This window comes from Streptomyces sp. NPDC048142 (genome assembly GCF_043202835.1).
Classification (GTDB): Bacteria; Actinomycetota; Actinomycetes; order Streptomycetales; family Streptomycetaceae; genus Streptomyces.
Genome location: NZ_JBIDBC010000004.1, coordinates 1 through 12,826, shown reverse-complemented (window position 1 = coordinate 12,826; position 12,826 = coordinate 1). Strand labels below are relative to the sequence as shown.

Below are 12,826 nucleotides of genomic sequence, written 5' to 3'. Positions count from 1 at the left end.
GGAACCACCTCACGTGAGCACCAGCAGAGGACGACACCGCAGGACGCGTACGCTCCAGGCCGCCGTGGCCGTCACCGTGACCGCCGGCCTCGCCGGCGTCTGGCTGACCAGCACCCCGGACGACGCGAGCGCCGCCGCCACGGTCGTCGTCTCCACCACGGCGCAGCTGGAGAAGGCGTTCGCGAACGCCGGTCCCGGCACCACCATCCAGCTGCGCGGCGGCACGTACCGTCCGGCCAAGAGCCTCAAGAGCCAGGCGAACGGCACCGCGCGGAGTCGGATCACCGTCACCGCGTACCAGGCGGAGAAGGCCGTCGTCGACGGCTCCGCGCTGCCCGAAGGCGACTGGCTGGTCGCGATAGGCGGCGACCACTGGACGCTGTCCGACCTGACGTTCCGCAACTCCCGCGCGCACGGCGTCGTCGTCACCTCGTCCGTCGGCGGAACCTTCCGTAACCTCACCACGCACGGCAACGGCGACTCCGGCTTCACGCTGCGCGGCGCGGGAACGACGGACAACCTCATCGAGAACCTCGACTCCTACGACAACTACGACGCGAGGAACCACGGCCAGAACGCCGACGGCCTCGCGATCAAGTTCGGCTCGGGCATCGGAAACCGGGTCGTCGGCGCACGCCTCTACAACAACGCCGACGACGGCGTGGACCTGTGGCAGTGGGCGAGCCCGGTCCGCATCGAGAGCAGCTGGGCGTACGGGAACGGCGTGAACCGCTGGAAGGACCCGGCCTTCGAGGGCAACGGCAACGGCTTCAAGCTCGGCGGCGGCGGCGCGAGCGCCGCACACGTCGTCACCGGCAACGCCGCCTGGGACAACGAGAAGCACGGGTTCACGGACAACAGCAACCCGGGAGCCCTGCGCCTGCACCGCAACACCGCCTACGCCAACGAGGCCTCCGGCTACTACATCGCCTCCTCGCCCTCGCGCCTCTCACGCAACTACGCGCTGGACAACTCCACCGGCACGGCGAAGATCGGCCGACGCGTGGTGTCGGCGGCCAACACCTGGGACGCGAACGCGACACCGGTCCCGGGCCCGGTCAGCACCGACCCGGCCACCGCGTACGGGCCGCGGCGCGCGGACGGTTCGCTGCCGGCGACGGACTTCCTGGCGACCGGAACCCCGGACATCGGCGCGGAGATGCCGTAACCGTCGTACGGCGGGTCCCGGGGCCGGTGGCCGGCCGTCCCGGGACCGGCGCATAGGATCCGGCGCTCAGGCCGTATCGGCGCGCACGACGGAGGGGTTTGCGGCATGGCCGACGTATCGGCGCAGTTCCACGAGTTCTTCGACCGCCATTACGCCGAACTGGCCCGCCTGGCCTTCCTCCTGACGGGCGATGCGGACGCGGCCGACGACCTGGCCGCCGACGCTCTCGTCGCGCTCTGGGACCGCTGGGACCGGGTGTCCGCCGCCGAGCATCCGGTGGCGTACGCCCGCGGAGTCGTCGCCAACCTGGCCCGCAGCCGCATCCGCGGGGCCCTGCGCGAGCGCCGGCGCGTCGCGCTGTTCTGGTCCCGGCGCGCCGAGCGGACGGACGGCCCTGACGTGGCTGCCGTGCTCGACGTGCGGCAGGCGCTGAGCAGACTGCCCTTCCGCAAGCGGGCGTGCGTCGTGCTGCGGCACGCGCTCGATCTGTCGGAGAAGGACACGGCTCTGGCGCTCGGCATATCGGTCGGCACGGTGAAGAGCCAGACCTCCAAGGGGATGGCGGAACTCGAACGGCTGCTGGGCGACCGGGCCGGCCTCAAGACCGTGGGAAGTGGACGACGATGAGCGACCTGCGCAGGCAGTTGGAGGAAGCCGCCCGGTCACACCGGCCCGACCGGGCGCGCATGCTGGCCCGGATCGAGCGGGCGCGAGACCTCTCGGCGGCCGGTGCGGAGCCGCGCGGCGCGCGTGCCCGCCGTGCCCGTCCCGGCTGGCCGCGCGTGGCCCTCGCGGCGGTCGCCGCCGTCGCGGTGTGCGCGATCGGCGGAACCGCCGTCACCTCACTCGTACAGCAGGACCCGGCCGCTCCGCAGGAGGTGTCCACCGGAGCGCTGCCGAAGACCTCCGCCCCCACACCTCCCCTGACCGGCGACAGCCGACCGCCGCCGCTGCCGGGACAGAGCCGCACGACGGACGGTCCGCTGTGGGCGGACGGTTCCGTCGCCCCCGACGACAACGTCCACTGGGCCCAGAGCAACGTCACGCTCAAGACCCAGGAGACCCTGACCGCGCTCACCGTGGAACTGTTCGTGGCCCGGACGGAGCGGCTGCGGAGCACCGGACGGTGGGAGACACGGCCCACGGCGGACTTCGACCTGTCCGTGCACGAACGGGACGGCATGCTCGTCTACCGCTGGAGCCTCAAGTCCGGACGGACGGTGCCGGCCGGGACGCACGTCTTCGCCGGGCAGTACGACCACGCCTCCGGCGGCCGCGACGCCGGCGCGGACGTGTACCGGGCCACGGCGACGGCGGCGAGCGGCACGTACGAGGTCCACGGCGACTTCGCGCGCACCACCTGAGCCGGCCGGCTGCCGTGCGTCGCCGCCCGCCGCCCGCCGCCCGCCGCGTACGCGCCCGGCGGGCGTAGCCCAAGTCCTTCGCCGCTCGCGGACCGTGGGTGTCCGCGCGTCCCGGTAGCGTGCGGGGCATGGCCGCGAAGACGCACCGCACCGCCGCGCACCCCGCCGTCCTCCGTACTCGGGCGCTGAACCGGGCGACCCTGGAGCGCCAGCTCCTGCTGCGCAGATCACCGATGTCCGCGAAGGACGCGGTCGCCCACCTCATCGGGCTCCAGGCCCAGAACACCAGGCCCCCGTACTTCCAGCTGTACGCCCGGCTCGCGGACTTCGACCCCGCGGAACTGTCCGCCCTGATGGAGTCCCGCGAGGTGGTCCGGATCGTCACCCTGCGCTCCACCCTCCACACCCATACGGCGGACGACGCGCTCACCCTGCGCCCCCTGGTGCAGGCGGCATGCGAGCGGGAGCTGAAGAACTTCCGGCGCGGGCTGGAGGGGGTGGACCTGGACCGGCTCGCGGGGCTGGCCGAGGAACTGGTCGTGGAGCGCCCGCGCCCGGTCAGGGAACTGCGGGACGAACTCCTCACGCACTGGCCGGACGCCGACCCCCTCGCACTCACCGTCGCCGCCCGCTGCCTGCTGCCCCTGGTCCAGGTCACCCCGCGCGGACTGTGGGGCCGCAGCGGACAGGTCGCCCTGACCACCGTGGAGCACTGGCTCGGCCGGCCCGCCGAACCCGCGCCCGCACCGGACGCCACCGTCCTGCGCTACCTAGGCGCGTTCGGCCCCGCCTCGGTGATGGACTTCCAGTCCTGGGCGGGCCTCACCCGTACGAAGGAGGTCTTCGAACGGCTCAGGCCCCGGCTGCTCACCTTCCGGGACGAGCGGGGCGTCGAGCTCTTCGACCTGCCCGACGCGCCGCGCCCCGACCCCGGCACCCCGGCCCCGCCGCGCTTCCTGCCCGAGTTCGACAACGTCCTTCTCGGCCACGCCGACCGCACCCGCGTCATCCCCGCGGTGAACAAGGGGCGCAACGGGGTCGGCAACCAGGCGTACGGGTCCGTGCTGATCGACGGGTTCTTCGACGCGGTCTGGCGCGTCGAACGCGAGGGCGGCGCAGCGACCCTGACCGTCCAGCCGCTCCGGAGCCTGGCCCGCGACGAGCGCGCGGAGATCACCGAGGAGGCGGCGCGGATGCTGGCCGTGATGACGGACGCGACGGACCACGACGTCCGGTTCGGCACGTTCCTGGACTACGGCGACTGACCGGACTCCGGAGCCCGGCGGCCTTCCGGGCGCTCACCGAGGTCAGGGCAGCAGCCCCGCGCGGCGGGCCGCCACCACCGCCTCCAGCCTCGTCTGCGCCCCCAACTTCCGCATCGCCGAGCGCAGATACCCCTTCACCGTCTCGGGCCGCAGCCCCAGCCGCTCGGCCGCCGCCGCGTTCGTCGCGCCCGCCGCCACACACGCCACCACATCCACCTCGCGCGGCGCGAGGCGGATCTCCCGGGCCGCGGGCACTTTGGCCCCCGACGCCGAGGCCAGCCGCCCGCAGACGTCCAGGAGCTCGTCGCGCAGCGCCGGATCGAGGACCCTCGGGACCAGTGCGCGCAGTTCACGGTGGGCCTCGCGTACGTCCTCCCAGGCGCCGGGGACCGTGTCCGGATCGCGCACCTGCTCCCGGCCCGCCGCCAGCAACCGCCGCACCTCGTCCCGTACCGCGAGCGACTGCTCCACATCACGGGCCGCCGCGACCACCGCGTCGAACGTCCGGTCGCCGAGCGTGACCGGCGTACGCAGCGCCCCGTACAGCACGCCCCGCACCGCACGCCGTACGACGACGGGGACCGCGACCACCGAGCGCAGCCCCTCCGCCGCCACCGCCGCGTCGTACTCGTGGCTGATGTGGCGCGAGGAGGCGTAATCCGTCACCGCACAGGGCCGGGACAGCGCGATGGCCTTGCCGCCCAGGCCGCTCCCCGCGGAGACGACCAGGCCCCGCAGCGCGCTGGTCTGCGCCCCGTTCAGCTCGGCGATCCGCGCATGGCGCGCGTCGGACAGCAGGCCGCCGAACACCACGGGAAGCCCGCTCGTGCGGCGCAGCCTCACCAGCGCCGACTGCATCTCGACCGCATCGACCGGTTCCGGCACTCCGACGCCCTTCCACCCGGCCCGTGCGCCTCCCCCGGGCGGGGGAGAGGACCACCCCCGTCCGGGGGTGGTGAGACCTGGGTCACTGTTTACATGATGTTAAGACCCACCGGCAATTGGGGGGCGGCGTCACGGGGCTGGGCACGCCCATCTGCGGCGTTGTCGTCAATCACCATGGCTCCTTCCCCAAGCTCTCGGCTCCGCTCGACCAGGGGAGACCCCATCTGCCTCAATCCTCCGCCTTGCAGCTGCACGCACCCAGCCCCGCTCCTTCTCCCACCCCCCAATCGCCGGTGGGTCTAAGCGACCGGTCCGTATCGAGGAGGGCACATGTCGGCAACCAGCGCGACCGAGACGTTCCGGGCCGCCCGGGACTTTCTGCTGGAACACCGCGAGGACTACGAAACCGCGTACGCGGGCTTCCGCTGGCCCCGGGTGGACCACTTCAACTGGGCGCTGGACTGGTTCGACGTCATCGCCGAGAACAACGACCGCACCGCCCTGCACATCGTGGAGGAGGACGGCCGGCGCACCGAGGTGTCCTTCGCGGCGATGTCCGAGCGCTCCGGCCGGGCCGCCAACTGGCTGAAGGCGCAGGGCGTACGGGAGGGCGACCGCATCCTCGTGATGCTCGGCAACCAGGTCGAGCTGTGGGAGACCGCCCTCGCAGCGATGAAGCTGCGCGCCGTCGTCATCCCCGCCACCCCGCTGCTCGGACCCGCCGACCTGCGCGACCGGGTGGAGCGCGGCCGGGTGCGCCATGTGCTGGTGCGGGACGCGGACACCGCGAAGTTCGACGAGGTCCCCGGGGACTACACCCGGATCGCGGTGGGCGAGGAGGTGGCGGGCTGGCTGCCGTACGCGGGAGTGGCGAAGGCGCCCGCGGTGTACACGCCCGGCCGGGAGACGGAGGCGGACGAGCCGCTGATGCTCTACTTCACCTCCGGCACCACCGCCAGCCCCAAGCTCGTCGAGCACACCCATGTGTCCTACCCCGTGGGCCACTTGTCGACGATGTACTGGATCGGGCTCAGGCCGGGCGACGTCCATCTGAACATCTCCTCGCCCGGCTGGGCCAAGCACGCCTGGTCGAACCTCTTCGCCCCGTGGACCGCCGAGGCCACCGTCTTCATCTTCAACTACACCCGCTTCGACGCGGGCCGCCTGATGGCCGAGATGGACCGCTCGGGCATCACGAGCTTCTGCGCCCCGCCCACCGTCTGGCGGATGCTCATCCAGGCGGACCTGAGCCGGCTGAAGGTCCCGCCGCGCGAGGTCGTCGCGGCGGGGGAGCCGCTGAATCCGGAGGTCATCGAGAAGGTCCGGCGGGAGTGGGGCGTCACCGTCCGGGACGGCTTCGGCCAGACGGAGACCGCCGTCCAGGTAGCCAACACCCCCGGCCAGCTCCTCAAGACCGGCTCCATGGGCCGCCCGAGCCCCGGCTTCACCGTCGAGCTGCTCGACCCGGTCACCGGCCGGCCCGGGGCGGCCGAGGGCGAGATCTCCCTCGATCTGGCCGACCGCCCCGTCGGTCTGATGACCGGCTACCACGGAGACCCGGACCGCACCGCCGAGGCGATGGCCGGCGGCTACTACCGCACCGGAGACATCGGCGCACGCGACGCGGACGGCTACATCACCTATGTCGGCCGCGCCGACGACGTGTTCAAGGCCTCCGACTACAAGATCTCCCCGTTCGAGCTGGAGAGCGCCCTGCTGGAGCACGAGGCGGTCGCCGAGGCCGCCGTCGTGCCCGCCCCCGACCCGCTCCGCCTCGCCGTCCCGAAGGCGTACGTCGTGCTCGCGGAGGGCTGGGAGCCGGGGCCGGACACCGCGAAGATCCTCTTCGAGCACTCCCGGGCGGTCCTCGCCCCGTACAAACGCATCCGCAGGCTGGAGTTCGCGGACCTGCCCAAGACCGTCTCGGGCAAGATCCGCCGCATCGAGCTCCGCGAACGCACCGCCCTGGGCACCGGCGCCGAGTTCGACGAGGGAGACCTGAAGTGAGCGAACCGTCACACGAGAAGCTGTCCTACGCGCACGGCATCGGCGACACCGCCCTGCTCGGCGACACCATCGGCCGCAACCTCGACCGGGCGGTCGACGCGTACGGCGACCGCGAGGCACTGGTGGACGTGATGTCGGGCCGCCGCTGGACATACACGCAATTCGCCGCGGACGTCGGTGTGCTGGCCCGCGCCCTGATGGCGTCGGGGGTGGCGAAGGGCGACCGCGTCGGCATCTGGGCGGTCAACTGCCCCGAGTGGGTGCTCGTCCAGTACGCAACGGCCCGGATCGGGGCCGTCATGGTCACCGTCAACCCGGCCTACCGCGCCCACGAGGTGCAGTTCGTCCTGAAGCAGGCCGGCATCTCCCTGCTGGTCGCCTCCCTCTCCCACCGCACCAGCGACTACCGCACCCTCGTCGACCAGGTCCGCGCCGACTGCCCGGACCTGCGCGCCGTCCACTACATCGGCGACCCGTCCTGGGACGACCTGACCGCCGCCGCGCCCACCGTCACCCGGGAGCAACTGGCCGCCCGCGAGGCCGAGCTGTCCTGTGACGACCCGATCAACATCCAGTACACCTCGGGCACCACGGGCTTCCCCAAGGGAGCGACGCTCTCCCACCACAACATCCTCAACAACGGGTATTCCGTGGGCGAGACGATCGCCTACACCCCGGAGGACCGGATCTGTCTCCCGGTGCCCTTTTATCACTGCTTCGGCATGGTGATGGGCAACCTCGCCAGCACCTCGCACGGGGCCTGCGTCGTGATCCCCGGCCCGTCCTTCGAGCCCGCCGCCGTGCTGGCCGCCGTCCAGCAGGAGCGCTGCACCTCGCTGTACGGCGTGCCCACCATGTTCATCGCCGAGCTGGACCTGCCGGACTTCGCCGCGTACGACCTCTCCTCGCTGCGCACCGGAATCATGGCCGGATCTCCCTGCCCGGCCGAGGTGATGAAGCGGGTCGTCGCCGAGATGCACATGGCCGAGGTGTCCATCTGCTACGGGATGACGGAGACGTCCCCCGTCTCCACCCAGACCCGCCGCGACGACGACCTGGAGCGCCGCACGGGCACGGTGGGCCGCGTCCTGCCGCACATCGAGGTCAAGGTCGTCGACCCGGTCACCGGGGTCACCCTGCCGCGCGGCAGCGCCGGCGAACTGCGCACCCGGGGCTACAGCGTGATGCTCGGCTACTGGGACCAGCCCGACCGCACCGCCGAAGTCGTCGATGCCGGGCGGTGGATGCGCACGGGGGATCTCGCGGTGATGCGCGAGGACGGATACGTCCAGGTCGTCGGCCGGATCAAGGACATGATCATCCGGGGTGGCGAGAACGTGTACCCACGGGAGATCGAGGAGTTTCTGTACGGCCACCCGAAGATCGCCGACGTCCAGGTGGTCGGGGTGCCCGACGAGCGCTACGGCGAGGAGATCCTGGCCTGTGTCATCCCCCGGGACCCGGCCGACCCGCCCACCCTGGAGGAGGTCACAGCGCACTGCCGGGAGCGGCTCGCGCACTACAAGATCCCGCGCAGGCTGCGGATCCTGGAGACCTTCCCGATGACGGTCAGCGGAAAGGTCCGCAAGATCGAACTGCGCGAGACGTACGCGGACTGAGCGGGACGTGAGCGGAGCGCCCGGCGTGTGCGGACCGAGCGGGAGGGGTGCCGGGTCAGGCGGCTTCGATGATGTCGGGATCGCCCCGGGTCGCCGCCGCCCACTTGATGAGCAGCACCTCGTACGTCGCCGCCTCCACCGCGGACCATTCCTGCCCGGAGGCGTCGACGAGCGCGCGAATGGCCTCGTTGGCCTGCTCGGCGGCGGGCGCGGGGCGGTCTGCGGGGAGGGAGCTGTCCGGGAGTAAAGCCATGCGCACAGCTTACGCGCCACCACTGACAGCCACGGCTTTTGAAGCGTCCGAGGCCCCCGAGGCCCCCGAAGCCTCCGAGACCCTCGAAGTGTCCGAAGCGCCCGGGGCGCGCGGAGCCTTCACGGATCCCGGGGCATCCAAGGCGTGCGACGGCAGGGCGTCCGCCCGCGGGGCGTCCGACGGCCGGACGGCCGCCGTCAGTTCGCGCCGCATGCAGACCCGGGGCCAGCGGTCGAGTCCGTGCTGGGCCTCCTCGGCCCGGATCGCGCGCAGCCCGTCGGTGAGTTCGCTCTCGGTCAGGATCCGGAAGCCGATACGGGTGTAGTACGGGGCGTTCCACGGCACATCGGTGAAGGTGGTCAGGGTGAGTGCCGCCATGCCCCGGGCCGCGGCCAGGGCGGCGAGGTGGGTGATCAGGCCCCGGCCGATGCCCCGGCGGGCGGCGCCGGGGTCGACCGAGACCTGCTCGATGTGCAGGGCGTCGTCGACGGGGTCGGCGATCACATAGCCGAGCGGCCGGTCGCCGGTGGCGGAGAGAGGGTCGGTGGCCACCCAGCAACGGCCTGCCAGCCGGTAGCTCTCCAGCAGGGCGAGCGGGGGCGGATCGTCGTCGGCCACGAAGGCCATGCCCAGGGTGCGGAACGGTTCCCCTGCGGCGCGCTCGATGTCCTGGAGAAGTGGGAGATCCGAGCGTCTGGCGAAGCGGATACGCATGCACTCAGTGTGCCGCGCCGGACAGCGGACCGGTACGCGGTGGCCGGATCCACCCCCTCGGCGGCGGTGCCCGGACTGTCGTTCAGGCGCCGGTGCTGACCAGTTCGTCCGCAGGGCTGTTCACCGGCTGAGGGGTCCCGGTGAGGTCCATGACGAAGAGCGGGAGTCCCACGCCGTCCGCGCGGGTCCGGGCATCGGCCGCGTAACCCGCGAGGGAGAAGAACACCCCGGTGGCCGAGGCGCCCAGCGCGTTGAGCCAGAGGGTCTCGACCGCGCGGAGCGTCGTCGGCCGGGTGCTGGAGTCGACCCGCGCGATCAGTCCGTCGGCCCGCAGGTCGATCCCGGAGGCCGGGCCCGCCCCGGGCCGGCCGACGCCGCGGCAGCCCAGCCAGGTCAGATACAGGCCGGCCGCGCTCACCGCGTCGTGGCCCGTGCGGATCGTCATCGGCCGGAACGTCGGGCGCGGGTGCGCGGCGGTGCGCGGCAGGGGGATGTGGGCGGCCGGGGCCGGCGCGGCCGGGGCCGGCGCGGCGGCCGCCGGGCGCACCGGTATCCGCAGGACGGTGCCGCACGGGCAGCACAGCTCGGGCTGCGGCCACTGGTTCTCCCGCGCGCAGGACGTGCAGCGGACGGTGACCCAGACGTCGTTCCAGCTGCGGTGGGTGACCCGGACCGCCGGGGCGCCCGGCAGCAGCGGCGCGGCGGTGGGCGTTCCGCACGGGCAGGGGTAGGCCGGGGTGCTGTAGGCGTGCTCCCGGCCGCAGACGGGGCACCGGACCGGCACGGACTCCACGATCGTCTCCCTCCGGCACGGACGCGCGGCCGACTGCGCTCCGTGCCTCCCTCGTCACACCATCGTCCACCAGGAGCGAGGCTCCGGGGAGGGGATTGACGCAGTCCGTACGGGCGGGCGGCGCTGCGCGCCCTTGACGGCGATCGGCCCACGTTTTAGATTGCTTCCGTATAGCAGAACTGAACTTCCGTAATGCGGAATTGGTGCTCTCAGGTGGCGCGACAGAGCCCGACTCCACCAAACCCGAGCAGGAGCACTCAATGCCTCGTATGACCGCTGCCCGAGCGGCAGTTGAGATCCTCAAGCGCGAAGGCGTCAGCAACGCGTTCGGTGTGCCGGGTGCGGCGATCAACCCGTTCTACGCGGCCCTCAAGGCTTCCGGTGGGGTGCAGCACACGCTGGCCCGGCACGTCGAGGGCGCCTCCCACATGGCCGAGGGGTACACCCGGGCCGAGGCCGGCAACATCGGCGTCTGCATCGGCACGTCGGGCCCGGCGGGCACCGACATGATCACCGGTCTGTACTCCGCCATCGCCGACTCCATCCCGATCCTGTGCATCACCGGCCAGGCGCCGACGGCCGTCCTGCACAAGGAGGACTTCCAGGCCGTCGACATCGCGTCGATCGCCAAGCCGGTCACCAAGGCGGCGACGACCGTCCTGGAGGCCGCGCAGGTCCCCGGCGTCTTCCAGCAGGCCTTCCACCTGATGCGCACCGGCCGCCCCGGCCCGGTCCTCATCGACCTGCCGATCGACGTCCAGCTCACCGAGATCGAGTTCGACCCCGAGCTGTACGAGCCCCTCCCCGTGCACAAGCCCGCGGCCTCCCGCAAGCAGATCGAGCGGGCGGTCCAGATGCTGAACGCCGCGGAGCGCCCGGTGCTCGTCGCGGGCGGCGGCATCATCAACGCCGACGCCTCCGAGCTCCTGGTGGAGTTCGCCGAACTGACCGGCGTCCCCGTCATCCCGACGCTGATGGGCTGGGGCATCCTGCCCGACGACCACGAGCTGAACGCCGGCATGGTGGGCCTGCAGACCTCGCACCGCTACGGCAACGCGAACTTCCTGGAGTCCGACTTCGTCCTCGGCATCGGCAACCGCTGGGCCAACCGCCACACCGGCAAGCTGGACGTCTACACCCAGGGCCGCACCTTCGTCCACGTCGACATCGAGCCCACCCAGCTCGGCAAGATCTTCGCTCCGGACCTGGGCATCGCCTCCGACGCCAAGGCCGCGCTGACGCTCTTCGTCGAGGTGGCGCGCGAGCTGAAGGCCGCGGGCGAGCTGAAGGACCGTTCCGTCTGGGCCGCGTCCACACAGGAGCGCAAGGCGACCCTCCAGCGCCGCACCCACTTCGACAACGTGCCCCTCAAGCCGCAGCGCGTGTACGAGGAGATGAACCGGGCGTTCGGCCCCGAGACCCGTTACGTCACCACGATCGGGCTCTCCCAGATCGCCGGCGCGCAGATGCTGCACGTCTACAAGCCGCGCCACTGGATCAACTGCGGCCAGGCGGGCCCCCTCGGCTGGACGATCCCGGCCGCGCTGGGCGTCGCCACCGCAGACCCGGAGGGCACGGTCGTCGCCCTCTCCGGCGACTACGACTTCCAGTTCATGCTGGAGGAGCTGGCGGTCGGCGCGCAGCACCGCATCCCGTACGTCCACGTCCTGGTGAACAACTCCTACCTGGGGCTCATCCGCCAGGCGCAGCGCAACTTCGACATCGACTTCCAGGTCAACCTGGAGTTCGAGAACCTCAACTCCCCGGAGCTGGGCGTCTACGGCGTCGACCACGTCAAGGTCGTCGAGGGCCTCGGCTGCAAGGCGATCCGGGTCACCGAGCCGGACCAGCTGCTGCCGGCCTTCGAGGAGGCGAAGAAGCTGGCCGCGGAGTTCCGGGTGCCGGTGGTGGTCGAGGCGATCCTGGAGCGGGTCACGAACATCGCGATGAGCGGCAGTGACATCGCGTCGGTCAACGAGTTCGAGGACATCGCGACGGACCCGTCCCACGCGCCCACCGCGATCCGCCCGCTGACGGTCTCCTGACGGACCGCGGTCACCTGACAAGGGCCCCCGCCCGGAGTGAACCTCCGAGCGGGGGCCCTCCGCCGTGCCCGGCCTCCGCCCTTGCGGGGTGCGCCACTCCAGCTCTTTTGGGCGTGTGCCATTTCCGCCCGTCCGGCGATTGAGGACGGAACCGTCGCGTTGGTGGGCCCGCACCGTCTCAGCCTGTCCGGCGTTTGAGGACGGACCCCTGGAGTGGATGCGCCCGCATTCTTCAGGACAGGGGATCCATCACGTCCCTCACGCAGGTGGCGGCGCACACCATGCCAAGGGTTCCGTCCTCAAACGCCGGACTGGCTGGGTTTCCGCACGCGAAAGGGCGCGGAGTACGGGACCGTATCCGTACTCCGCGCCCTCGTTCATGGGGTGACGCAGAGGTGCTGCCCGGCTGACAGGGACCGCGGCGGCGGCGATCGGCCCGGGGGGCGTCTCCTTCAGGTCAGGAGACGCCCCCCGGGGCCTTCACCACCGCACTGGCATCGCTCGACCGCCGCGGCCTCGTCGTCCTGCCCGTGCCGCGCGGCACCCCACATCCGGGTGCGCGGTACGGGCAGGGTCCAGGGGGAGGCTCGGGGCCTCTCGTCCGGAATCCGAACCGGAAGGCCCTAGGGCGTGTATCGGAAGTGGATCTTGAGGTGGGATGATCTTGTGTTGTGGCACGTGGAGATCTGACGGATACGCAGTGGGCTCGCCTG

At 71.9% G+C, this 12,826-nt stretch carries 11 protein-coding genes; 7 read left to right on the top strand and 4 right to left on the bottom strand.

All coding sequences use genetic code 11. The features are described from left to right. Positions 1-13: 13 nt before the first annotated feature. From ACGF2Y_RS07060 to ACGF2Y_RS07045, 4 genes are all read left to right on the top strand, one after another. Positions 14-1,168, top strand: coding sequence for a right-handed parallel beta-helix repeat-containing protein (locus ACGF2Y_RS07060; protein WP_392943731.1), 1,155 nt, complete (start codon positions 14-16; stop codon positions 1,166-1,168). A gap of 105 nt (positions 1,169-1,273) precedes the next feature. Then, positions 1,274-1,795, top strand: a complete 522-nt coding sequence (locus tag ACGF2Y_RS07055) for a SigE family RNA polymerase sigma factor (protein ID WP_392943729.1) — start codon at positions 1,274-1,276, stop codon at positions 1,793-1,795. After that, positions 1,792-2,532, top strand: coding sequence for a hypothetical protein (locus ACGF2Y_RS07050; RefSeq protein WP_392943727.1), 741 nt, complete (start codon positions 1,792-1,794; stop codon positions 2,530-2,532). Before ACGF2Y_RS07055 ends, ACGF2Y_RS07050 begins: the two co-directional genes overlap by 4 nt. A 128-nt stretch (positions 2,533-2,660) precedes the next feature. Next, positions 2,661-3,797: a winged helix DNA-binding domain-containing protein gene (locus ACGF2Y_RS07045; protein WP_392943725.1), complete on the top strand. Its 1,137-nt coding sequence runs from the start codon at positions 2,661-2,663 to the stop codon at positions 3,795-3,797. Between the two features lie 42 nt (positions 3,798-3,839). Here the strand turns inward: ACGF2Y_RS07045 and ACGF2Y_RS07040 are convergent, their stop codons facing one another. After that, positions 3,840-4,682, bottom strand: a complete 843-nt coding sequence (locus ACGF2Y_RS07040) for a response regulator transcription factor (protein ID WP_392943723.1) — start codon at positions 4,680-4,682, stop codon at positions 3,840-3,842. Positions 4,683-5,012: 330 nt separating this feature from the next. Between ACGF2Y_RS07040 and ACGF2Y_RS07035 the strand changes: the two genes are divergently transcribed. Together ACGF2Y_RS07035 and ACGF2Y_RS07030 are read left to right on the top strand one after the other, a co-directional pair. Next, positions 5,013-6,689 (top strand): AMP-binding protein, encoded by a 1,677-nt coding sequence (locus ACGF2Y_RS07035; protein ID WP_392943721.1) that lies wholly within the window; start codon positions 5,013-5,015, stop codon positions 6,687-6,689. Then, on the top strand, positions 6,686-8,308 hold the full coding sequence (locus ACGF2Y_RS07030) for an AMP-binding protein (RefSeq protein ID WP_392943719.1): 1,623 nt from the start codon (positions 6,686-6,688) through the stop codon (positions 8,306-8,308). Before ACGF2Y_RS07035 ends, ACGF2Y_RS07030 begins: the two co-directional genes overlap by 4 nt. A 55-nt stretch (positions 8,309-8,363) precedes the next feature. Here ACGF2Y_RS07030 and ACGF2Y_RS07025 read toward each other — a convergent pair whose 3' ends face one another. From ACGF2Y_RS07025 to ACGF2Y_RS07015, 3 genes are all read right to left on the bottom strand, one after another. After that, positions 8,364-8,561: a hypothetical protein gene (locus ACGF2Y_RS07025; protein WP_392943717.1), complete on the bottom strand. Its 198-nt coding sequence runs from the start codon at positions 8,559-8,561 to the stop codon at positions 8,364-8,366. A gap of 9 nt (positions 8,562-8,570) precedes the next feature. Continuing rightward, positions 8,571-9,275 carry a GNAT family N-acetyltransferase gene (locus tag ACGF2Y_RS07020; protein ID WP_392943715.1) on the bottom strand — a complete coding sequence of 235 codons (705 nt, stop codon included), beginning with the start codon at positions 9,273-9,275 and terminating at the stop codon, positions 8,571-8,573. An 82-nt stretch (positions 9,276-9,357) separates the two neighbouring features. Further along, positions 9,358-10,068, bottom strand: a complete 711-nt coding sequence (locus ACGF2Y_RS07015) for a hypothetical protein (protein WP_392943713.1) — start codon at positions 10,066-10,068, stop codon at positions 9,358-9,360. Between the two features lie 260 nt (positions 10,069-10,328). Between ACGF2Y_RS07015 and gcl the strand changes: the two genes are divergently transcribed. Further along, positions 10,329-12,113: a glyoxylate carboligase gene (gene gcl / locus ACGF2Y_RS07010; protein WP_392943711.1), complete on the top strand. Its 1,785-nt coding sequence runs from the start codon at positions 10,329-10,331 to the stop codon at positions 12,111-12,113. Positions 12,114-12,826 lie beyond the last annotated feature (713 nt).